The 23,267-nt window shown below is 43.1% G+C and carries 15 protein-coding genes; 13 read left to right on the top strand and 2 right to left on the bottom strand.

Annotated features, from left to right (window positions below; all coding sequences use genetic code 11):
• Positions 1-86: 86 nt before the first annotated feature.
• Together QD356_RS07495 and QD356_RS07490 are read right to left on the bottom strand one after the other, a co-directional pair.
• On the bottom strand, positions 87-821 hold the full coding sequence (locus tag QD356_RS07495) for a hypothetical protein (RefSeq protein WP_279877391.1): 735 nt from the start codon (positions 819-821) through the stop codon (positions 87-89).
• Between the two features lie 10 nt (positions 822-831).
• Positions 832-1,983 carry a hypothetical protein gene (locus QD356_RS07490; protein WP_279877389.1) on the bottom strand — a complete coding sequence of 384 codons (1,152 nt, stop codon included), beginning with the start codon at positions 1,981-1,983 and terminating at the stop codon, positions 832-834.
• A 1,784-nt stretch (positions 1,984-3,767) separates the two neighbouring features.
• Between QD356_RS07490 and QD356_RS07485 the strand changes: the two genes are divergently transcribed.
• The 13 genes from QD356_RS07485 (at position 3,768) to QD356_RS07425 (ending at position 23,236) form a co-directional block, all read left to right on the top strand.
• On the top strand, positions 3,768-4,922 hold the full coding sequence (locus QD356_RS07485) for a polysaccharide export protein (protein ID WP_225996693.1): 1,155 nt from the start codon (positions 3,768-3,770) through the stop codon (positions 4,920-4,922).
• Positions 4,923-4,992: 70 nt separating this feature from the next.
• Complete coding sequence (locus QD356_RS07480) at positions 4,993-7,191, top strand: polysaccharide biosynthesis tyrosine autokinase (RefSeq protein WP_192839493.1); 2,199 nt, start codon at positions 4,993-4,995, stop codon at positions 7,189-7,191.
• Between the two features lie 22 nt (positions 7,192-7,213).
• A complete protein-coding gene (locus QD356_RS07475) occupies positions 7,214-8,533 on the top strand; it encodes an exopolysaccharide biosynthesis polyprenyl glycosylphosphotransferase (protein ID WP_225996694.1) in 1,320 nt (439 codons plus the stop codon).
• A 1,086-nt stretch (positions 8,534-9,619) separates the two neighbouring features.
• Positions 9,620-10,897 (top strand): oligosaccharide flippase family protein, encoded by a 1,278-nt coding sequence (locus tag QD356_RS07470; protein ID WP_192839494.1) that lies wholly within the window; start codon positions 9,620-9,622, stop codon positions 10,895-10,897.
• Between the two features lie 3 nt (positions 10,898-10,900).
• Complete coding sequence (locus QD356_RS07465; protein WP_192839495.1) at positions 10,901-12,658, top strand: hypothetical protein; 1,758 nt, start codon at positions 10,901-10,903, stop codon at positions 12,656-12,658.
• A gap of 475 nt (positions 12,659-13,133) precedes the next feature.
• Positions 13,134-14,081 (top strand): glycosyltransferase family 2 protein, encoded by a 948-nt coding sequence (locus QD356_RS07460; protein WP_192839496.1) that lies wholly within the window; start codon positions 13,134-13,136, stop codon positions 14,079-14,081.
• A gap of 1,559 nt (positions 14,082-15,640) precedes the next feature.
• A complete protein-coding gene (locus tag QD356_RS07455; RefSeq protein ID WP_192839498.1) occupies positions 15,641-16,675 on the top strand; it encodes a glycosyltransferase family 4 protein in 1,035 nt (344 codons plus the stop codon).
• Between the two features lie 20 nt (positions 16,676-16,695).
• On the top strand, positions 16,696-17,793 hold the full coding sequence (locus QD356_RS07450; RefSeq protein WP_192839499.1) for a glycosyltransferase family 4 protein: 1,098 nt from the start codon (positions 16,696-16,698) through the stop codon (positions 17,791-17,793).
• Position 17,794: 1 nt separating this feature from the next.
• Positions 17,795-18,370 carry an acyltransferase gene (locus tag QD356_RS07445; RefSeq protein ID WP_192839500.1) on the top strand — a complete coding sequence of 192 codons (576 nt, stop codon included), beginning with the start codon at positions 17,795-17,797 and terminating at the stop codon, positions 18,368-18,370.
• Between the two features lie 4 nt (positions 18,371-18,374).
• Positions 18,375-19,487, top strand: a complete 1,113-nt coding sequence (locus QD356_RS07440) for a glycosyltransferase (RefSeq protein WP_192839501.1) — start codon at positions 18,375-18,377, stop codon at positions 19,485-19,487.
• A gap of 26 nt (positions 19,488-19,513) precedes the next feature.
• Entirely contained in the window at positions 19,514-20,827 is a 1,314-nt protein-coding gene (locus QD356_RS07435; RefSeq protein WP_192839502.1) for an O-antigen ligase family protein, read from the top strand.
• The gene (locus tag QD356_RS07430) at positions 20,824-21,975 is read left to right on the top strand and encodes a glycosyltransferase family 4 protein (protein WP_192839503.1); all 1,152 of its coding nucleotides are present in this window, start codon (positions 20,824-20,826) and stop codon (positions 21,973-21,975) included. The genes QD356_RS07435 and QD356_RS07430 overlap by 4 nt, the downstream gene beginning before the upstream one ends.
• A 94-nt stretch (positions 21,976-22,069) precedes the next feature.
• Positions 22,070-23,236, top strand: coding sequence for a nucleotide sugar dehydrogenase (locus QD356_RS07425; RefSeq protein WP_192839504.1), 1,167 nt, complete (start codon positions 22,070-22,072; stop codon positions 23,234-23,236).
• Positions 23,237-23,267: the final 31 nt, after the last annotated feature.

Raw genomic sequence — 23,267 nt, 5'->3', positions numbered from 1 at the left:
CGACACCTGGATGGACAGAAGACACACTGCCGACTCGTGCAGCCGGGGCGGCATGATCATGGCGCTGAAAGAAAATTTCTTGGCATTTACCACCAGCCACGCGCGACCTCCCAGCTCCAATAATGAGAATCCGGCCAGGGTTGAACATCCGCCGCCCAGATTCTTGGTGCCGCATTGGCATCAGTCGCGGGGGGATCATTCACAGTAGCAACCGCATAGCGATTGACGCTACGCGAGCCATCTTGCCAGAGGATGTTTTCCTCACACTGGGCAACTGTCTGATCGCCCAACGGCAAGGCCTGCACGGCGGGGGCCGCGCACTGCCAGCGTGCCTGGCCCTGCGCATAGCCCTCTATCCCGTCGGCGCGCTGCCAGCGAGAGTGAATCACGTAGCTGGGCGTGGTTTCGCCCCTGTCCAGCGCAGACATCAGCGTGGTCAGTGATACATCGCGTCGCATGTCCAGCAGGTCGGTATCGAAGCCGGCGGTACCGCTCAGCCAGCCGTTCTCCAAGCGCACGAAGGCATGATCCGCCGTTTCAAAACGTGCCAGCTCTGTCGTGCTCGAAGGCTGTCTTGCCGTCGACTCAACAGGCGTGGCGGAAGAGGGCAGGGCTGCCAGAGGTGTCAGCCCTGCGTGTTCTTGCTGATAGGTCGCGTCCGTTGCGTCCATGTCTTTGCGGGTCGCTGTCTCCAGAGACGCCAGCACCACCATCCCGGTGTTGCCGTCATAGCTGAAGCGCAGCGTGGCATAGGGCAGCGCGCGCGCGCGCTCGGCATCGAATTGATCGCTGCCGAGTATTGCGCTGGCCGTCTGCCCCAACTGCCCCTGCTCAAGTGCGGAGCAGCCCCCAAGCATCAATGCGCCGGACACAAGCAAAGGGGCCGCCAGGCGGCCCCCCATCATGATGGATGTCGGCTTCATGGTGATCAGAAGGTACCTGTGGTGCCGGTGGTGCCGGTGGTGCCAGTCGTGCCGGTAGACCCTGTGGTGCCAGTCGTTCCGGTCGTACCCGTTGTGCCAGTGGTACCGGTGGTGCCTGTCGTGCCCGTTGTACCGTCACCATCCCCCGGCTCGCCGCCTTCATCCGGATCACTGCCGTCATCAGGGTCGGTCGTGCCGGTAGAGCCTGTGGTGCCGGTCGTGCCGGTGGTACCAGTTGTGCCGGTAGTCCCAGTCGTGCCATCGCCGTCACCCGGGTCCGTGCCATCACCCGGATCAGTGCCGCCATCGCCACCATCACCCGGACCAGTGCCGCCATCGCCACCATCACCCGGATCAGTGCCGCCATCGCCACCATCACCCGGATCAGTGCCGCCATCGCCACCATCACCCGGATCAGTGCCGCCATCGCCACCATCACCCGGATCAGTGCCGCCATCGCCACCGTCACCCGGATCAGTGCCACCGTCGCCACCATCGCCCGGATCAGTGCCGCCTTCGCCACCATCACCCGGATCAGTGCCGCCGTCGCCACCGTCACCCGGATCAGTGCCGCCGTCGCCACCATCGCCCGGATCAGTACCGCCATCGCCACCATCACCCGGATCGGTGCCGCCGTCGCCACCATCACCCGGATCAGTGCCACCGTCGCCACCATCACCCGGATCAGTACCGCCGTCGGCACCATCACCCGGATCAGTGCCGCCATCGCCGCCATCACCGCCATCACCTGGATCAGTGCCGCCGTCGCCGCCATCACCCGGATCAGTGCCGCCGTCGCCGCCATCACCCGGATCAGTGCCACCGTCGCCACCGTCACCCGGATCAGTACCGCCGTCGCCACCGTCACCCGGATCAGTACCGCCATCGCCGCCATCACCCGGATCAGTACCACCGTCGCCGCCAGTGCTACCGCCACTGCTGCCGTCACCACCGGAGGCGACGGTAGCAGCGACACCGACCGCCGCCGCCAGGCCAGCGGCGACAGCTGCAATGGTGCCAGCGGCCATGCCACCAGCGGCGCCAGCGCCTGCTGCCGCACCGCCAGTACTGCTGCTTCCTGTGCTGGAAGATGCTGTGCTGGAAGGTGCCGAACCTGTCTGAGCCGGTGCTTCACTTTCGGCACGGGCTATCCCGGCAACCAAAGGAGATAAGGCCAGTCCCGCGATGACCAATGTTGTAGCAGTGCGTTTCATGTGCGTTCCCTTGTCTTCCCGTGTAGGAAATTCTCACGCTCTCTGTGTTGGCACAGGCGCTGATATGACTTGCTGGGCGATTGATTCTTTCTGAGAAACAATAGAAGGTGTTGGAGACTTGTCGTGCACAACGTTCTATCGCCTCGTGAGACAGATTTCAATACGCGAATGTTGTGGAAATTAACAGAGTTCAGGTTGTTGGTCGACTGACATCTAACCGTAAACAACCATCGAATATGATGATCGCGGCATCATGCTTGACAAGAAAGGCCTCGGACTCTCGACAATAATCGCAAGAAATGCGAGTCGGTAAAAATTGGCCAATCTCGGAAGAGAGCATACGGGCTTGAATTCTGGGTCGTGAAACTCGTTATCTTTATCGGCAAGCCCATTTCAATACTGATTGATGATGCTTTGATGGGATGGCTAGTCATTTTGTTATTGGTTAATTGGTACTTTGTGTAAACTTTTCGTTTCTGATTGATGCTGATGCGTATCGCGGTCAGCCGTGGCCGAGCTCGGTGTCTCCTTTTGGATACGCAATGATTCATGATCTAATGCCCTGCAATGCGGCTGCTGGTGCCCAGAGGTCCGCATAATACTAAAAATATCAGTCATTTAGGTGTTATCGTCTCGCTTTCACGCCTTGGTGGGCGGCAGGGGAATATGAATAAAGGGTGGAATGAGAGTCCCAGAATGCAGTATCATGCGTCCCTTATTGAAAAGGCTGTGTTTCTTTTTTGCGACGCAGGAAGGATGGGTCACCGGTGGAACGACATGCCGCGTTGACGACACGCAGGAAGGATCTTGCGCTTGCGGTGTTGGTGTCTCTACCAACGCCCGATAGATTTTCTCCTCAGCAGTGTCGGTAACAGGCTGTCATGGCGTGTCAGCCATTGGATTTGCAGTGACTGGTACCATCCAGGCAGTGCGAGCCGATAGGGTTGTACAAGTCTTATTAGTTCGAAACCTGAATACTGTACTCATTTGAACAAAAACAAGTCCTCATCTGATAGCACTGGCGATCTACAAGACGATTGCTCTGCTAGGGTTTATTGCGTCTTGAATTTCGGGATTACCTTTCTGGTTTTTAAGTATTAGCTAATTTAATTTTGTGCTCGATATCTGTCCACGAGTTCAGTGCGCCGGATTTTCCTCAAGAGGAATGATCTTGCCTTGAATTCGGGTTGCCACTCGCAGCAAGGCTTTCTTGCGTCAGTGAAGGATTGATGCTGGCTGGGAAACAGGTGGCCAGGCACGACACAAGCTGGAAGACATCAAGATCTTCATGTCAGGGCCTCAGGGATGCGCCGTCAACCACCCTGGGGCGGTAGCGTGCCTAAAACCAGGTCGCGCTCACGAAAGGTCGATGGGGTCGGGGAGACACATCGCAGGCCTAGTGCAATGCAGGCCGATATCAGACAGCTCTCTGACTGTCCTCGAGATTCACCCAGCGCATCCTTTTCTACATTCTGTCTCTTCACCCTGACTGTCACGTCGGGATTGGGATGCTGAGCCTATTTTCGGTTGACGACTTTCGATTGACTCCGTCGCGGCATGACCACGACGCCTTCTCTTCCAGGGCAGCATGAGGCTGCCCAATCCATCTTGCAGTTTTCGGGGGTTTTACATGATCAAGGTCACCATGTTTGGCAAGGGCTGTGCGCTGTCACCGCGCCCCCGCCTGGCAATGACCACCGCGCTGTTGATTGCCATGTTGTCTACCACGGGTTGTGCTTTCGCACCGGGTAGCCATATGGATTATCAGGCAGAAACGGCAGATATCGATGAGTTGGTTGATATCCAGCCGATTACACCGGGATTGGTGGCGAGCTATCGAGCAATGCATTCTCATAGTGGTCACCCTATGCCAGCTGAGCTTCGTGACGCGATAGATGAGTATGTGTACCGCGTCGGGAAGGGGGATGTTCTCGATATCATTGTTTACGACCACCCGGAGCTGACATCACCTGCAGGAGAAGAGCGCGGTGCAGTGGAGGCTGGGAACTTAGTGCGCAATGACGGGACTCTTTTTTATCCTTATATTGGGCGCGTGAATGTCAGTGGTCTGACCTTGGACGAGATTCGTGACCTGCTGACGCGGCGCCTCTCGACTTATCTTACCGACCCTCAAGTGGACGTCAAAGTTGCTGACTTTCGTTCCAAGCATGTTTACATCTCTGGTGAAGTCGGAACCCCGGGACAGTTACCTATCACGACGGAACCCCTCACTGTGCTTGATGCCTTGAGTCGGGTTGGCGGTGCAACATCACGTGCCAATTGGCATCGTATGATTTTGACGCGTGATGGACAAGAAACCCAGATATCACTATATGCGCTCATGCGAAAAGGGGATCAGCGAGAAAATCACCTATTACGAGATGGGGATGTAATACATATCACTAGCGCAGAGGACCAAGGAGTCGCAGTGATGGGGCAGGTTCTACGCCCTGGTAATGTGGCTCTGGGCAACGAGCGATTGACTCTGACGAATGCGATTTCACGCTCTGGCGGGATCAACGAGACCAGTGCTGAAGCTTCCGGGATTTTTGTTATCCGTAGCAAGCCTGAATCAGAACAGCAGCTGGCAACGGTCTATCAGCTAGATGTCAAAAATGCAGCAGCATTTACACTAGGCCAGCGATTTATTTTGGAACCTGGCGATATAGTCTATGTCACGACAGCACCAGTCGCGCGGTGGAACCGGGTTATCAGTTTATTGTTGCCCAGTGTTGAGCTTCCCGGATCGGTTGCTGATACAACAAGCGAGCTTAGCAATCAATAAAAGCTTACTGCGCTATTGATCTAAGTATTCGTAACACCTAATTCTTGCACCTTTACGCTTCGGAATTCTCATGTCACAGACCCCCACTCCAGTCACACCTGCAGATGATGATTTGGACCTCGGCCGATATTTTGGTCTTTTGGTTGATCACAAATGGTGGATTGTCACCATCACAGTTCTCTTTGGGGTGATGGGCAGTGTATATGCCACGCTTCAAACTCCTATCTATCGCGCAGACTCACTCGTGCAGATTGAAAGCGGGTCGAATGCTGGTCCTATTCAGGGTCTGGCTTTCATGACAGGCGAAGAATCCAAGATCGAGGCTGAATTGGGTATTCTGCAATCCCGTATGGTACTGGGACAGGCCGTTGACCAGCAGCAGCTCACCTTGTCAGTCACACCGGTGCGTTTTCCGATCATTGGGGAGTTCCTCTCGCGCCAAGGTATGACAAAACCTAGTTTTTCTGACAAGAGTGCATGGGCTGGTGAGAACATTAGTGTCGGTAAGCTACAGGTGGATACTGCATTAAATGGCCAAGCTCTACAAGTACGCATTCTCAATGAAAAACGATATAGAGTAGTACTAGCAGAGCGGGAGCTAGGTGTTGGGGAGGTCGGAGTTAATGAAAGCTTTGCCGATGGGCGTGTAGCACTACGTATTGCAGATATACAAGCAAGACCGGGTTCGACTTTTAACTTGCGCCTGACATCGCGACTTGCAGCCATCAACAGTCTACGTGGTCGCCTGAGTGTTAACTTGCAAGGTAAGGATAGCGGCCTTCTGCAACTGGCACTGCAAGGGCCAGATGCTGATCAGGCCCGCCGAACGTTGGATACCATCAGCGAAGTTTATCTATTACAGAATATTCAACGGCAAGCTGCAGAAGCTGAAAAGAGTCTTGCCTTCCTTGAAGATCAAGCGCCTAAGGTTCGCAAGGAACTCGGTGATGCGGAAGATTCTTTGAATGCTTACCGCTCGAAGCAGGAAAGTGTTGACCTATCTATGGAAACGCAAACGATGCTGACACGCTCAGTCGAGCTGGAAAAGCAGCTCAATGAGCTGAATTTCTCTGAGAAGGAGCTCCGGCGTCGCTTCACTCCGAGCCACCCTCAATATCAGGCACTAATGGAAAAGAAAGCACAGATAAGTAGAGAGAAAGAGCAGCTAGAGTTACAGGTAGAAGATTTACCGGAAACACAGCAACAGATTTTACGCATGCGCCGTGATGTAGAGGTCAATCAGGAAGTCTACGTTCAGTTGCTTAATAAGATCCAGGAGATGCGTATTGCCAAGGCAGGGACGGTAGGCAATGTGAGAATATTGGATGAAGCTGTTGCACAGCCTACCCCTATTGCACCACATAAGAAACTAATCATTATGTTGACAACTATTATGGGCGGGATGCTCTCAGTAGTTGCAATACTGGTGATAGGCCTATTGCGTCGTGGCGTCGAGGCTCCTGAACAGTTGGAAGCGCTAGATATACCAGTATATGCCACTGTGCCACTATCAGAGGAGCAGGCGAGGAACTCAGTAAATCCTAGTACCAAAACTGAGAAAGTAAAAATAAAAAATAAGCGAAAGAAAAGGCTTGATGGGTTGCTTGCCTCAAGAGCGCCGACTGATATCTCGATTGAAGCTTTGCGTGGGCTTCGTACAAGTCTTCATTTTGCTATGCTCGATGCGAATAATAATTGCGTCATGATCACAGGCCCATCACCAGGAGTGGGTAAGAGTTTCATCAGTGCCAACTTTGCTGCCGTTTGTGCCCAAGGGACTCAGAAAGTATTGGTGATCGATGCTGATATGCGTAAGGGGCATATGCACGAAGCTTTCGGGGCCAAGAGTGCTGGAGGCTTGTCTGAATACCTATCAGGCTCAAAAAGCTTGGATGATATAATACGTGCAAGTGATATAGTTGGACTTTCCTTTATAACTCGTGGAATTGCTCCACCAAATCCTGCAGAGCTTCTGATGCAGAATGGATTCTCGAAAATGTTACAGGAAGTCTCGGAGCGATTTGATTTAGTTATCATTGATACGCCCCCGGTGCTCGCAGTAACAGACGCTGCGGTTGTCGGTAAACAGGTAGGCACCACATTGCTTGTAGCACGTTATGGATTGAACCCGCCCAAGGAAGTCAGTATCGCCAAGCATCGCCTTGGTAATAGCGGAGTGCAAGTGAAGGGCGCAATTCTGAATGCTGTCGAACGTAGGGCAGCCACTAGTTACGGTAATTACGGCTATTATAATTATAGTTATAAATAACCGTAGGCGTTCGGGAGGGGTCATGAAGACTCAAAGAGAATCAGCGATGAAAGATGGTACATTTACGATGGAACATCAGCGACGGTATTCACGCTATCACGAGCGTTTGATAGCCAGCAAACGTCTACAGACTTTTTTCGGGGTATTGTTAGTTGTTGTTCTACCCGCAGTATACCGATGGGGCTTCGACTTTTGGCTGACTTCGACGACAGCACAGTGGAATGCTTTCATTGGGACCGCCGCCGCTTTTACGCTATCTATAATACTTATTAACCGATTATGCCAATTACCCGGTGCTAAATCATTTACCTACGTCATTCCTACAGTAACTTTATCCTATATAATATTGATTGTTATCTGTGGTTTATTAGAGATTGATATCTCTCGTCTGCAGATTGGTATCTCTTTTATCATGGCGGTAGTGTTTGGGGGGGGGTTCTATTATGTGGATTCAAAGCTCACGACAAAGCGGTTGGCAGTGGTGCCCTTTGGTAAAGCACTAACGCTTTGCGTACAAGAGAAAGAGACTGTCCGCTGGTACATGTTAGACAATCCTTCATTGCTCGGAATAAAGCGTATTGATGCTATTGTAGCGGATCTGCGTGGTGATCTCCCAGAGGATTGGCAGCGCTTTTTAGCTGAATGCACTATTCACCGTATTCCTGTTTATCATGCTACCCAAGCTCACGAGATGATTACTGGCCGTGTATTGCTTGATCACCTTTATGCCAATGAATTTGGCTCTCTCACCCCCAATGAAAGCTATGAAGTGATCAAGCGTGCGCTGGATATTCTAGGTGCATTACTCTTACTACCTATAGTGAGTCCTATTATGTTGATTACGGCTATGGCTATACGTCGCGATAGCCCGGGGCCTGCGCTTTTTTGTCAACCACGCATGGGCTTCCATTGCCGTCCTTTCAATGTCTTTAAGTTCCGTAGTATGTATATGAATCATGAAGGGCAAGGGTTCACCGAAGGTGACGATGACCCGCGAATAACTCGCGTAGGACGAGTTATTCGTAAATATCGACTGGACGAGCTTCCTCAGCTTGTGAACGTATTGAAAGGTGACATGAGTTTCATTGGTCCTCGGCCCGAATCTATGTCTCTAGCAAGTTGGTATGAGAGGGATGTGCCATTCTTTCATTACCGGCATGTCGTCCGTCCAGGAATTTCAGGTTGGGCACAAGTAGAACAAGGTTATGCTGCTGAGGTAGACGGTATGATCGAGAAATTAGAATACGATTTTTATTATATAAAAAATTTTTCAATATGGCTCGACTTATTAATTGTTTTACGCACTTTAAGAACTGTAGTTACAGGTAAAGGTAGTAGGTGATAGTATTTGGTGATAAAACTTTTAAATAGAGCACTGAATATCATGATAATAGTATATTTTGACGTAGGTCACTTGTCACCACTTTTCGGTTAGAGGCAGCCTAACCCTCTATCGTTTGATAGGGCTATCAAATTATCGGGTTCTGTTCACTGAAGCAGAGCATTATAAGAAGAAGAAGATTACTCTCCAATGTAACCTCTAAGCCAGATGTAGCCGATACTATCTGGAGAATAGTTGATTAATATGCTGGAACCATCAAGCTGTCGTGGGTCGTGTCGGGAGAGGGGGCACTATCTAAGTAATCGTATACTACGAGTCTATTGCATGTAAAAGTTGTATTCACTAGCCGATGAAACACCTGAAGATGTCTTCTACGACAGCTCAGTGATTGGCGGTTTTGTGAGTATTGATCTGGCTATCCTGAGCGAGCCGGATGCGATTACATTGCTTCGCATCTGACATATGTTTAAAAATATGCTCTGATTTAACTTCTCTTCGAAAAATAAAATTCACTTAGCCTGAAATTGACTATTTATGACTGAGGATACCATTATCGAAGCTAGAATTGTATTCGTCGCAGCCCTTCACCAAGATCGAAATCAGGGAGCACGACTCCAGGATAAAATAGATCTGTAAGGTAATTTGTGGTATTTCGATTTGAAACACCAAGCAGGCGTCTAAGCCGTGGCTGAGCGCCGCATTTCCAAGTTGCTACAACAGTTAATGTGGCAGTAGTCACCATAATAGTATACTTGAACCAGGATGATGAAAAGTAGCATTAAGCTGAAGCTGGCTACAACGGTATCGGGAAACACTTAGGCATGAAGGTGTAGCAAAGGATTCCATTATTGTACTGCGGTCAATCGGGAAAGAATCAAGGAGATGAAAGTAAGTCTGCTAAAAGAACTATTGACGAACGCTTGAGCAGTGGATACTTCTAGCACTATATACCTGTTATTCCCACACGATAAATAATGTAATAACTTTATATGTGGCGATGTATTCGAATATTAATGCTATACTATATCATTAAATTTTATTTCAAATAATTTAAAAAATTTTGAGTGTTTAAAGGTGCTCGTTTCTATGAAGAAAATATTATCTAATACATTTATAAAAAATGTATTAGTTTTAGCATCTGGTACTGCAGGTGCTCAAGCTATTACTATGGCGTTTTCACCTGTTTTAACTAGACTTTACAGTCCTGAAGCATTTGGCATTCTTGGTATATTTTCATCTATTACTGCTGTGTTGATACCTCTGGCTACACTCTGTATACCTATGGCTATTGTTTTACCCAAACGTAATTGTGATGCTTACAAAATAGTTTTAGCTTCTCTTTACGTTACACTTATTACAAGTGTAATAATTTATTTCCTGCTTCAATTGATAAACCTAAATTACTTCGTTTCACTTGACGAAAATGCGTTACAAGTATTTATATATTTAGTGCCAGCGGCTATGCTTTTTACTAGCTTCATGGAAATTGCCACTCAATGTTTTGTCAGATTAAATGAGTTTAAAATATTAGCCAAAATTTCGATCGTAAAGTCGCTAATTTTGGGCACTCTTAAGGTGATTGCTGGATTGGTCTCAGGATCATATATTTATTTACTGGCTATCGCTACCTTAGCGGGGTTGTTTCACACTGCATTATCATATATATTCATAAGAGATAAAGTCTCTAATATACTAAATTTCAACTTAAAGCCATCTAAATATGAAGTGGCAGGAAAGTTAATTGAAAATAAGGATTTTGCTATTTATAGAGCACCTCAAGTTGCAATAAACTCAGCGGGACAAAGTTTACCTATTATTTTATTGGCAATTTTATATGATCCAGTTGTGGTCGGATTTTACACATTAGCAAAGACAGTTTTAGCAATGCCAACAACATTAATGAGTCAAGCTATTGGATCTGTGTTCTATCCGAAGTTTTCCAACTATTATAATAATGGTAGAGATATATTTGGATTACTTTCTAAGACAACTTTATCATTAGTTGTATTGGGGGCTATTCCTTTCGGTTTAATATTTATATATGGTAAAGAGATCTTTTCATTTGTTTTTGGTGAGCAATGGTACGAAGCTGGAATATACAGTCAGTGGATTTCAATATGGGCATACAGTGGTTTTATTAATAGAGCCAGTCTTAATGCGATAACAGTACTTTCGTATCAAAAAATATTATTATTATACGAAGTGCTAAGCATTAGCTTAAAAGCAATTGGGTTATATTTAGTATTTCTCCTGGATTATAATGCGGAAATTTCTATAGCAGTTTTTTGTTTAATTAGTACTTTTTTGAATATTGCATTAGTGATATTTTCACTAATTGTTACTAAAAAAAATTCGAGGGGTTAATTAATGAGCGATTTTATATTTACCAGTAAAAAAGATACTAAAAATAATTTAGTAAATTCTATTGAGAAATACTGTCTTAATAAAAGAGATGAAGTATTTTTCTTTAATGGAGTCTGGGGTAGTTTATTACTAACCAAAGGTTGGTATTATGGTTATGATCCTATAGAAACTGAGCAGTATATTTGTGCTGTCATTGGGGGGCCTGTTTTAACAGGAAAAAATAATAATTTTGAGAATGCTAATTCGGGATCTGAATTGGTTCTGGGCATGTGGCTGCAAGGGGTCTATAAATGGGATGAAGTACTTAGCGGCCCTTTTATTGTAATAATAGTAAATAAAAAATCTAATCAAATGTACTGCATCACTGATCTAATGATGTTTTTACCCGTATACAGTAATAAAGTTAATGGAGATTTGGCTTTAGCTTCTCATGTGGACCTAATTGCAGATTACTGTAATGAAATAGGTAATATAGATGAAGTCTCTTCACTTGATTTTATAATTCACGGCTGTGTAACTTATCCATATACAATATACAGAAATATTAAACAATTAAATCCTGCATCAGTTCATGCATACCCTTGTCCTAATTCTTGCCTAGAAAAATGTTCTAAGATTTGTGAAGATATAAGTGTTTATTGGGAACCTAGTGAAAATAATATATTCCCTAATATAATCGATGCTGCTCAATATTTAAGAGAGGGAATTGAAAGCTATATACGAAATATCATTAAAGATAATAGCAATATAGCACAATTCATAAGCGCTGGAGAAGATTCTAGAGCGTTGGCTGGTATACTTCCTATATCGCATAAGCGTGATGCGTTTATTTTTTTAGATAAAATGAATCGAGAAGGTAAGATTGCAAATAAAGTCGCTAATGTGTTTGGTCTTAATTTTATATATAGCTATCGTAGTAGTACTCACTATTTAGACATTATCTCAGAAGCTAGTAAATTGGTAGGGACAGGACACCAATATACACATGCACATAGCTTACGTTTCGATAAGATAAATAACTTAAATAGTTATGATGCAGTTTTTGGTGGTCTGGGTTCAGATACATTATTAAAACTGCACTTTGCTAACAAAGATAAAAAAAGAACAAAATTTCCTTTCTTACCTCAAAAGTTAGTTAGCCATGAAAAATGCGATTATAAAAATTATGAAGCATATTTTTCTCTTGAGATTATAGACTTAGTGAAAAATAGACGTGACAAGCACTTTCATAAATTAATGAGACTTAGACCAAATAGTGCCGCCGAATGGATGTGTATTTGGCCAGCGACTATGTATATCGATATTCCTAATTTGTACTGTAATCGAAGGTTATTTCCAAGTTATGAAGTATTTATGTGCAATGCAAGTGTTAAAGTAGCTTCAGCCGCACCTACTAATTGGAAAATAAATAGACAACTCTTTCTAAGAGCATTTAAGCCATCATTAAAAACTACTAAGTTTATGCTTCATGCTGATGGTAGGTTGCCCTATTACTCATGGAAACTAAATCTACCTATTCACAGTAGTATATGGCTATATAGGAAAGTAAAGAAAAAAATTACTAACAGTAACAATAATGAAGGCCCTTGGGGTGAATGGAATAATGTAGTAAAAACGAGCGAGTGGGAAAATAATATTTATAAAGTGGAATCCAATCAATTTGCATTTGAAATTGATAATGCTGTTAGACAAAATATTCTTTTAGACGAGAAAATACCAATAATTAGCAAAGTCAATTTGATGCAGTTGTATGTTAAGTAAATGTAATTTACGTAATACTTTGGCCATTGATTCTAAATTTTATTCCTGACTAAGGCGATAATTAGAGCACTGTAAGAAATCCTTACGCAGCTGTCTGATCTCCCTAGGGGAAGTAGAGGCTGTCTATCTTGCAGTGCTATTCTATAAATCGGATTTCGTACTTTCTAGTAGAGCATCAGAACGAAAAGAGGATTACTAGCTAAAAGTCCCCTAGCCTACATGTCGATGGTGCTATCTTAGTAACGATTAATCACTGCATTGGCGCCTTCCTGTTTATCATCCACGTCGGGCAAGCGGTGCAGTAACGTTTGGCAATGGCTATAATTACAACAAAGATGAATATAATTAGTTATTCCGACCATGTAAGACTCAAATTTATAGCACACAAAGAAAAGCAAAGAAGTGGCTTGTATGCTTTATTGTCTGTCAGTAGTTTTCTTACACTAAGCTAGTTAATCAAATTATGGGGCTGGCGATGTTAGTATCTATTATTATTCCCTGTTTTAACAGGGAAGAAATGATCCTTGAAACTTTAAACAGTGTTTATGCACAAACTTATCGTCCTCTTGAGCTCGTAGTAGTTGATGATGGTTCTACCGATAATAGTATTGAAGTCGTAAAAAAATTTAGTAGACAGAATATCTCTGATACTAGTTTCAAAGTTAAAATTTACCAGCAAAAAAATAACGGAGCCCCTTCAGCCCGTAATTTTGGTTTAAGACATTGCACTGGAGATTTTATTCAATTTCTAGATTCTGACGACATACTTTGTAGCAATAAAATCAAGAAGCAACTAGAATTTTTAACAAGCTTCCCTGACTGTGATTTTGTTTACTGTCAATCTATGATATTTAATCACAGTATTGGTGATACAGATGAAATCGTTGGTAACGAAAAGTCTAAAACTTTAAAAGGGCACATTGGTGCTAATGCACTTAAAACTGATTTAGGACTTTATAGAGTAAACACAATTACTAAAATGGGTTTTTGGAATGAAAATTTAAAAGTATGGCAAGAAAGAGAGTATAATCTTAGGCTGTTTACTAATAAATTGAACATAGGTTATATACCCGAAGTACTTGCCTACTATAGAGTACATTCCAACGAAAGAATTTCAAAGACATTAACAGAACAGCGACATCTCGATAGTTTAAAAGTTTTGGAGCGTACAGCTATCAATGGATTATCTAGTGATGATCTAAAAGTTGCTTATACTGAGATTTGCTCGCATTATTTTAGTATATATAAACATGCTTTAGCTTCTAACAAAAAGAATATTGCTAAGTCTGCAGCTTACAATTCTCTTGTTATCAGCTTAAAATCTTTAAACTTTAAAAAAATTTTAAAGAGCATGGCAATAAACATTTCAATGTATATTTTTCCCATTAAAGTCAGCCATAGCTTAATAAAGAGGTTTTTATAATTTTAATTATAAGGTGATTTGATATTTTTTTATTAATATATCGCATAGTATAAGTTAAGTACTTCCGTTGGCCCAGTATAAGTAAGATAACCAGGCCGGTACCCTCTCTGCTTACCAACCAAAGTGAATTAGAGCATGAGCTACCAAAAAGTGAACCCAAACTCTACGATACAAGATTCATGTACATCGTGATGTTGGGATGAGTCGACGACAGATCGTAAACGCTCTGGGCATCCATAACAGTACCGTCAGTCGTGTGTTGCTTCGGTACGCGACCGATGGTAATTCCCTCCTGCATGCGCGCCCTTTTCACCGATCATCGCCCTCGATGTGCCAGAAAGTACGCCAAGCGCTTACCCAGCCAGATCGCCGCAGTAGTCGGTCACCTGGGTGAGGAATGGAGTCCAGACTAGGTCTGCCGATTTATCGCACCCTTGCCAGGTATGAGTGTCAACAATCAATGGATCTATAGGATGATCTGGAGTTACAGGGCCTCTGACGGCGATCTCTGGAAGAAGTTGCGACGCCCGAAAGCTTGGCAAGCGTCGTAGGGATGCCAGCAGGCCGAGCTTGGCAAAAATCAAACCGTGTTGGGATCGAGCAACCCTACCAACAAGATAAAGTATAGGTGTTTCATCGGGCGCAGGGAGGGAGATGTGGTGGCCTAGGGGCAAAAGCAATCAAGGCTGATCACGCTGGTAAAGTGTCGAAGGACCACCTCTTTGCCGCACGATTGTGCAAGCTCACTCCAGAGCTGATACAACAGGCGATGTTTCGATTACGGGCCACTCATCCAGTTGCCGTCCAAACACTTACCCTCGATAACTGCTTGGAACTTACCGACTATAAGGCAGTGGCGAAGCCCTGGTCAGCAAAGATATCTTGCTGTTCTCCCTACTGAGCGTCTAGCGAGAGACTTAAGAAAATTCTGATGGCTTAATGCGACATTACTTACCTAAGGGAGCGAGTTTTCGACAGAAGAACTACGCAAGGTGGTCGAGAAACTGAAAGGCCTCCCGAAAACGCTTTGGCAATCGTACAGCAACTCAAATATGCTATGGGGAATATTCAGAAGCTTTGGTTACTGCAGGTGCTGTATTCATTACTTGAATTCAGGAACTAGAACTTGTATATGTTCGTTTTTGTATTTCATTTAGGCAGAAGAGTGGACAAGGAGAAGTCAGAAGGGCTGCCATATTAATGGTTGATGAAGATCACAAAAAGTCAATGTTAGCGTTCGTCTTATGGTTAATTATCCATCCCATGTAATAAATTTTTTGGGCTAGCAAAAGGCCAATGCTAAATTATAAAGCGTCTCCCTGTAACCACAGATACTCAATTGAAAGAAGCGAGAGCACTAAAGACGCAAAGCTCGTGACATTATAATACGGCAGTAATTGTTAACTACCCAATCAAAAGTACTTTTATGTTCTATTAGTACAGGTTTTGAATAGCGTGATTATTTAGTATTGAAGTTAGAATAAAGCGTTTCAGATAGTATGTTTAAAAATTCTTTTGATATTTGAGACTCAGCTGATTTACTACTAGAGAATATTTTTATGAAATTAGGCATTGTTTTAGAGCATTGGGGGCTGGGCGGGACGGAGACGTATGTAGAAGGATTAGTCAAGCATCTGGATAAGTGTGGTTATGATGTGTATATCATTACTCTTAAAAAAGATGCTGAACACTCTATTAAATTTATAAAAAAAGATAGAGTATTCGTGTGTGATAAATATAAATTGCCTGCTTTAATTTCGTCACTTGACCTCCGCTTATTAAACCTACATTTATATACTAGTTTACTCCCAATAGCTGCACTAGCTAAAATTAAAGGGGTTAAAGTTGTTAGCACATTGCATATGCCGCTTAACTCATGGGGCATAAAAATACGAATAAGTTGGATAATTGCGTGCCTATTATCTGATACAATAGTTGGTGTTTCTAGGCTTGTTATAAAGCAGATTGAAAGATATCAGGCATGGCCACACCCTTTGCCTGGTGGCATAGATAATATATTCTTAAGTAAATCAAGGAAATTTAAATATTCAACAGAGACTTATCGAATAGCTGCTATTGGAAGACTTTCTTCTGAGAAGGATTGGGGTACTTTAATTGATGCAGTTGCAATGCTAGTTGATAACATAAAGGAAAAAATTACAATCGATTTTTATGGAGATGGTACCTTACAAAAGGTATTATATGAAATTGCACAAGAAAATAAAGTTAATGTTTGTTTTCATGGTCATTTAAGTAAAGAGGATTTGGTAGAGGAGTTGGATAAGAATTTCTTGTCTGTACTTCCATCCAAATTTGAAGGCCTCGGACTGTCGGCCGTTGAAAGTATGGCTGCAGGATTACCTATGATTACTTCGAATTTTGAAGCCGCTAACGATTTTATCGAAAATATGCGCACCGGTCATATTTTTGAGTTTAACAATCACAAGCAATTATCTAATCTCATTCTATGGCATATTGATAATCCCATAGAATCTAAAGAAATTGCTAAAGCTGGTCAAGTATACGCTAAGAATAATTTTTCACCCAGCGTTGTATATTCTGGATATATAGAAATATTCAAAAAATATTTATAGTTATTTTTTAAGGAAACACTATGCGCATTTGCTTCGTAGATAGAGAGGCCGCCCACTCCATTTGGTCATTAATTGATTTTATAGCAGAAGATCTTATAAGGCTTGGCCATAAGGTTTTCTATTGTAGGTTCTGTGATCAATTGACTCGCGTTAATCGAGAAGTACCTAGTGGTGTAATAGTATCTGATATAGTTGTAGGTAAAAAGAACAATATTCTTTCTGTACCTGGCCAAATACTAAGATTCAAACGAGAATTTAAAGCTATATTAGCAAAAGAAAATTTTGATGTGGTTCACACTAATTTTGCTTTGCCTGGAAACATAGCACGTAGTTTAGCTAAAACCAAGAGCCACGCTTATGTGATAAGTACCCATCATGAAATATTTGACTCTATGAATTATTTATTAAAGGTATGGACTAGATATACTCGCACGCATTGTGACGTAGCGGTCTACATCTCAGAAGTGGTACGTAAATCTTATTTATCTGTTAAATATAAAAGAGATATAGTAATAAAAAATGGGATCGATGTAGATAAGCTAAATAATGTAGAAAGCTATCCTACAAAGAGTACACAGTCTCCTATATTTTCATGTGTCGGTAGACTGGATAGCGTAAAAGGACAGTCTATAATTATAAAAGCATTTTCAAAAGTAGTAAGAATATTACCTGATGCAAGATTATATGTTGTAGGTGATGGCCCTGATAGAGCGATGTTAGAAGAATTGACTTCACAGTTAAATGTCTGTGGTAATGTAATTTTTACTGGATGGGTTACAAAAAGTGAATCTTTAGATTATATAAAAAAATCGACCGCGTTACTAATAGCTAGTGATGGAACTCAAGAAGGTTTTGGCTTAGTCTTAGCAGAAGCCATGGTGTTAAAAACTCCGATTATTTGTTCTAGTATACCCGTGTTCAAAGAAGTAGCCGGTACCACAGTTAGTTTTTTCCAAGTTGGAGATCATGAAGATTTACTATACAAAATAAACGACTTATTGAAAAACTACGATACATCTACGTATACTGCTGAATTGGCCTTTAAGCGCGTAACAGAACTTTTCAATAAAAATACTATGGTAAATAATTATCTGAAGTTATACTTGAAGGGTGCATAGGATGTTAAATAAATTTATTAAGCTTTTTAGCCGTTTTAATTTTTGCCATTTAATATTTTTCATTTTAAAAGGGCTATATGTCACTGTATTTAAAAAAATTAGATCTAAATATTATCAGTACAGCTATGGTTATGGAAAAAATTTCTCTCTCTCCCCTGGTGCAAGGCTTGCAGCACCTAAATCACTTAATATAGGTAATAATGTTAGTTTTGAAAATTATGCGAAAGCCTATTACGAAGATTTGGGGGTTTTAACCATCGGTAATAACAGTAGAATTGGACGATATTCCATACTTGATTTTACAGGTGGACTCACCATTGGCGCTAGAGTTGTTGTGTCAGAATCAGTTAAATGCTATACACATTCACACGGGCATAACCCTAATAACCCTCCTAAAGGCATTCACAAAATTATTGGTGATGATGTCTGGATTGGAAGTAATGCCATAATAACTGAGAATTGCACTGAGATTGGCTCTAATTCTATTGTAGCTGCCGGATCTGTTGTTACAAAAAATATTCCTAGTGGTTGTCTCTATGCAGGAAACCCAGCAAAATTTATTAAAACTATAAGGTGACTCTATGGCTAAGGTTAGAATTCTACATATACTTCATACAATTGAAAAGGGTGGTGGTGTACAAGAGCGTAGATGTTCTATAATCAATAGTACGAGCCATATTTACGACCATCATATAATTGTCCCTAAGTTGACACAGAATGATATAGAGCTTAAATCAAGTGTAAAGGTCGAAAGTTTGAACTTGAGGTTTAATAAAGAGTCTCTTTTGGTCTTTACCTTGTTTTATCCTCTGCTCAATTTTTTAAAAGCCAACAGAGCGTTCGATATAATTTTTATATCTCCAGTCACAATTGCTATCCCTTGTATCATACTAAAAATGTTAAGGCTTACTGAGGCCAAAATTATATCTAGCGTTCATAACGCTATGAATACCCAAGGTCTAAATATCACATCAATAAAAAATGTAATTTATCTTTCTATATTTAAATCTTTATCTAAAAATATTGAAAAGCTTGTTTTCGTATCTGAAGGCCTAAAAAAAGACCTTGAAAATAAGTTTTTAAAAGATACAAAAAAATCTTTACTAATATACAATCCTGTTGTAGATGAAGACTATTACAATGCTATGTCCCAAGAGTCTATAGGTACTGTTTTTAGCGAGAATAAATTCAGTTTTTTAACTATTGGTAGATTGCATCCACAAAAAAATTATCCCTTAATGATATCTGCGTTTAAAGCAATTGACAGTAGTGATATAGAGCTTGTTATTATAGGTGATGGCCCAGATGAACTAAAATTAAAATCTCTTGCTGGTGATGTATCCAATATAAAGTTTTTAGGCCATCAAGATAACCCATATAAATATTTAGCCATGTGTGACGCCTTTATATTAACGTCTCAGTGGGAAGGCTTTGGCAATGTCGTAGTCGAGGCTTTATATTTCGATAAAAAAGTAGTCGTCTCTGACTGTGATTACGGACCATCCGAAATAATTGAGCAAGGAAAATGGGGAGCAATATTCCCAAAAGACGATATTTCTAGTTTAATAGATGTAATAAAAGCTACTGTAAATACAGTTCAACCAGCTTTTACAAGAAGCCGAGCCCTTGTTTTTTCTAGCGATAATTCCATTAAATCTTATAAAGATATGTTCGATAGCCTTTTGCTGCAATAGTCTATTAAGTCCTAAAGGTGTATAATATGTATAGAGTTTCAACTGGAGCTAAGATATGTGGGGCATATGCCTTTTGTTCAGCCATATTAATCACACCACATTTGCCAGTGGTTGGTTATAAGTTAACTTTACCTGATTTTGTTTTTGTTATCTTAATTGCATATTTTGCATTGAGTGCGAGAAATAATGATTCGTCTGGCAAGATCAAGATTAATTCTGTAGCTACTTTTTTCTTTTTAGTTCTCCTATTGTTCGTAGTTTCATGCTATTTTTCCGTATTATTCAATGGAATAAGTTATGTCGGTCAAGATTACATTACTTATATGTCCATTGAATTTGTTAACTATATATATGGATTCATATTGTCTTTTATCACTTGCTTGTTGTTAAATAGTAAAGAAGATATTTATTGTGTGATAAAATGCTGGATCTTTGGCTCCATTGTATTAGGATTTGGAAGTTTTTTAGCATTCATGGGAGTCGGAGGGGATCTCTTTATAGATGATTTTTCAGGTAGAATCTCCTCTACGATGAGAGCTATCAATCAAGTCCCTAGTTTCGTGGCACCTGCATTAGCTTTTAGTTTAGCATTGTCATTTAATACTTTTAATGAAAAATTATTAAACATCAAATGGATAGTTTTAGGTTGCGTGTTCTCTATAATAGCGCTTTTAGCTACGGGTAGCCGTACTTCGCTAGGTATGGCCGTATTGGTTTTTTTATCATTACTTGTATATTCATATTTTTTCCCTAGCTCTAAGAAGAAGAATTTTTCAGTTTATCGATTTTTGTTGACTACAGGCTTCATATCTACTTTAGTTACTTACTTCATGGTTGGTTTTTTTTATATAAGTACATCACAGGATTTGCCGGCACTATTTAGACCGATACAACTAATGCTCACTTGGCAAACAGGAATCTTAGATGTAACGGACACTACACGTATCGAGCAAATTGAGGTAGGTTTAAAATCTATTAATGATTATCCTTTGTTTGGCATTGGCCCTGGAGCATTTATGCCAAGACATCATATGAATGAAATACACAATTCATTTTTAGGTGTTGCTGTTGGTCAAGGAATTCTTGGGATATCACTTCTTATTATACTTATAGGATTATTGATCGCTATAGTTTCTAAAGGTATACAAGTTACTAGTGATCTATCTATGAAAATTATTGGCTTCTCGTTGCTTGTTGCCTTTATTTCGCTTGTTGGTTACGCATTTTTTGTTTATGGAATGAGGCAAAGGAACTTTTGGCTAATTATAGGCTTAATCCTTGCCTATTATAAAGTTTCTATTTTAAATAAACATACTCTTAATAGCAGACTAACCCCATGATTAAAGTATCACATGTACAGTTGCTACCATTACTAAGTGGAGTTCAAAGAGTAACTCTTGATGAACTCGAAAGATTAAACGACGAGACTATAAAATATCTATTCTGTCAAGGTCGAGGCCCTTTGACACAAGGTGCGATAGAATCTGGTTCAAATGTAATTGTGGTGCCTGATCTAGTTCGTGAGATTCATCCTGCTCGAGACGTTCGAGCCTTTTGGTATCTTTGGAAATGTTTTCGGCGCGAAAAATTTGATGTTGTCCATACTCACTCAAGCAAGACTGGTGTGATTGGCCGGTTGGCTGCGAGGTGGGCTGGCGTACCTTGTATCGTTCATACTGTACATGGTTTTGCCTTCCCTGCTGCTAAGAGTCTTCTTCAAAAGAGAGTCTTTCATGCAATGGAATGGATAGGTGCACGGTGTTCTCATCGGGTCATCTGTCTACACGAAGATGATGCAAAAATTTGCCGAGATAGACTTGGACTTTCCAATAAGCGTATCGAGATCATGCCTAATGGAATAGACCTTCAAAAATTTTATCCGTTATCTCTTGAGGTTGATCGTGAAGCCTTGAGGGTGGGGGTAGGCTTCCCTGCTGATCGTAAACTCGTCATGATGGTAGGTCGATTATGGGAGCAGAAAAATCCAGAGTGTCTCGTTGAAGCTTACTGCCAACTCTGGGAGTCTGGCGATCCAGGGGCAGACCTAGTACTGGTGGGGGACGGTGCCTTGAAGGAGCCCTTGGAAGCCAGGGTCAAGCTTGCAGGTCTTGAATCACATGTCCATTTTCTGGGGTGGCGGACTGATACGCCTAGGTTGCTTCGTCTTTGCGATGTCTTTGTCTTGCCTTCTCGGTGGGAAGGAATGCCCTTGGCCATCCTTGAAGCGATGGGTTGCGGGCTGCCAGTTATCGTCTCAGACATCCCCGGAAATCGACATCTTGTCCACCATGAGAAGAATGGACTGCTGTTCCCCGTGGGAAACGCTGGATCTCTGGCCAGTGCGTTGGTAGAGCTACTTGAGAATGCTAGCTTACGTATTCGCTTGGGCGCCGCCGGCAGAGCCAAGGTAGAGGCTGAGCATGATATTCAACAGAGAGTACGAAACATGGAAGCTCTGTATCGTGACGTGTTAAGCGCTGGTGACTAGCCAGGATGTCTGATATCCGGCCTTGCTACCATGGCCGTTCATTTTCACTATGTTGGCTTTCTTCGCCACTTCATCATATTCACAGGATTCAGCAATGAAAATCGCCATCGCAGGCACAGGCTACGTCGGACTTTCCAACGCCATGCTGCTCGCACAGCATCATGAAGTGATCGCACTGGATATCGTGCCAGGGAAAGTGGAAGGGCTGAACCGTGGTGTCGCACCGATTGAAGACGCCGAGATTGACGAGTTTCTGGCACGTGGGGACCTGAATTTCCGCGCTACCCTCGACAAGGAAGAGGCCTATCGCGGTGCCGATTTCGTGATCATCGCGACGCCGACGGATTACGATACCACCACCAACTACTTCAATACTTCCAGTGTTGAAGCGGTGATTCAGGATGTGCGCGACATCAATCCTGAAGCGGTAATGGTGATCAAGTCCACTGTGCCAGTAGGCTATACGGTAGAGGCACGTGAGCGTTTCAATACCGAGAATCTGATCTTCTCGCCGGAGTTCCTGCGCGAAGGCAAGGCACTGTACGACAACCTGCATCCGTCTCGTATCATCGTCGGTGAGCGCTCCGAGCGTGCCGAGGTGTTCGCTGGTCTGCTCAAGGAATGCGCGATCAAGCAGGGTGTTGATGTGCTCTTCACTGACAGCACCGAGGCGGAAGCCATCAAGCTGTTTGCCAATACCTACCTGGCGATGCGCGTGGCCTACTTCAATGAGCTGGATACCTACGCCGAGTCACATGGCCTGGATGCCAAGCAGATCATCGAAGGTGTGGGGCTGGATCCGCGCATCGGGCAGCATTACCACAACCCGTCATTCGGGTATGGGGGCTACTGTCTGCCGAAGGATACCAAGCAGCTGTTGGCCAATTATCAGGAAGTGCCCAACAACATGATCCAGGCCATCGTCGATGCCAACACCACGCGCAAGGACTTCATCGCGGAGTCCGTGCTCAACCGCAACCCACAGGTGGTGGGGGTGTATCGCCTGGTGATGAAGTCCGGTTCTGACAACTTCCGCGCCAGTGCCATGCAGGGTGTGATGAAGCGCATCAAGGCCAAGGGCGTGGAAGTGGTGGTATACGAGCCGGTGCTGGAAGAAGACACCTTCTTCGGTTCACGCGTCATGCGTGATCTCGAGGCGTTCAAGCAGGAAGCGGATGTCATCCTGAGCAATCGTATGGCAGAAGAGCTTACTGATGTGGTCGATAAGGTTTATACCAGAGATCTATTTGGTAGCGATTAATATATTTTTTCTTATTTATAAAGGCGGATTT

Source organism: Cobetia sp. 2AS (assembly GCF_029846355.1).
In the GTDB taxonomy this organism is placed as follows: Bacteria; Pseudomonadota; Gammaproteobacteria; order Pseudomonadales; family Halomonadaceae; genus Cobetia; species Cobetia amphilecti.
Note: the sequence above shows the minus strand (reverse complement) of the source record. Positions and strands in the feature narration are given on the sequence as shown.

Excerpts from the sequence above, each read along its gene's own strand:
- QD356_RS07485 (WP_225996693.1), top strand. The coding sequence starts at position 3,768 with ATGATCAAGGTCACCATGTTTGGCAAGGGCTGTGCGCTGTCACCGCGC.
- QD356_RS07480 (WP_192839493.1), top strand. The coding sequence starts at position 4,993 with ATGTCACAGACCCCCACTCCAGTCACACCTGCAGATGATGATTTGGAC.
- QD356_RS07475 (WP_225996694.1), top strand. The coding sequence starts at position 7,214 with ATGAAGACTCAAAGAGAATCAGCGATGAAAGATGGTACATTTACGATG.
- QD356_RS07470 (WP_192839494.1), top strand. The coding sequence starts at position 9,620 with ATGAAGAAAATATTATCTAATACATTTATAAAAAATGTATTAGTTTTA.
- QD356_RS07465 (WP_192839495.1), top strand. The coding sequence starts at position 10,901 with ATGAGCGATTTTATATTTACCAGTAAAAAAGATACTAAAAATAATTTA.
- QD356_RS07460 (WP_192839496.1), top strand. The coding sequence starts at position 13,134 with ATGTTAGTATCTATTATTATTCCCTGTTTTAACAGGGAAGAAATGATC.
- QD356_RS07455 (WP_192839498.1), top strand. The coding sequence starts at position 15,641 with ATGAAATTAGGCATTGTTTTAGAGCATTGGGGGCTGGGCGGGACGGAG.
- QD356_RS07450 (WP_192839499.1), top strand. The coding sequence starts at position 16,696 with ATGCGCATTTGCTTCGTAGATAGAGAGGCCGCCCACTCCATTTGGTCA.
- QD356_RS07445 (WP_192839500.1), top strand. The coding sequence starts at position 17,795 with ATGTTAAATAAATTTATTAAGCTTTTTAGCCGTTTTAATTTTTGCCAT.
- QD356_RS07440 (WP_192839501.1), top strand. The coding sequence starts at position 18,375 with ATGGCTAAGGTTAGAATTCTACATATACTTCATACAATTGAAAAGGGT.
- QD356_RS07435 (WP_192839502.1), top strand. The coding sequence starts at position 19,514 with ATGTATAGAGTTTCAACTGGAGCTAAGATATGTGGGGCATATGCCTTT.
- QD356_RS07430 (WP_192839503.1), top strand. The coding sequence starts at position 20,824 with ATGATTAAAGTATCACATGTACAGTTGCTACCATTACTAAGTGGAGTT.
- QD356_RS07425 (WP_192839504.1), top strand. The coding sequence starts at position 22,070 with ATGAAAATCGCCATCGCAGGCACAGGCTACGTCGGACTTTCCAACGCC.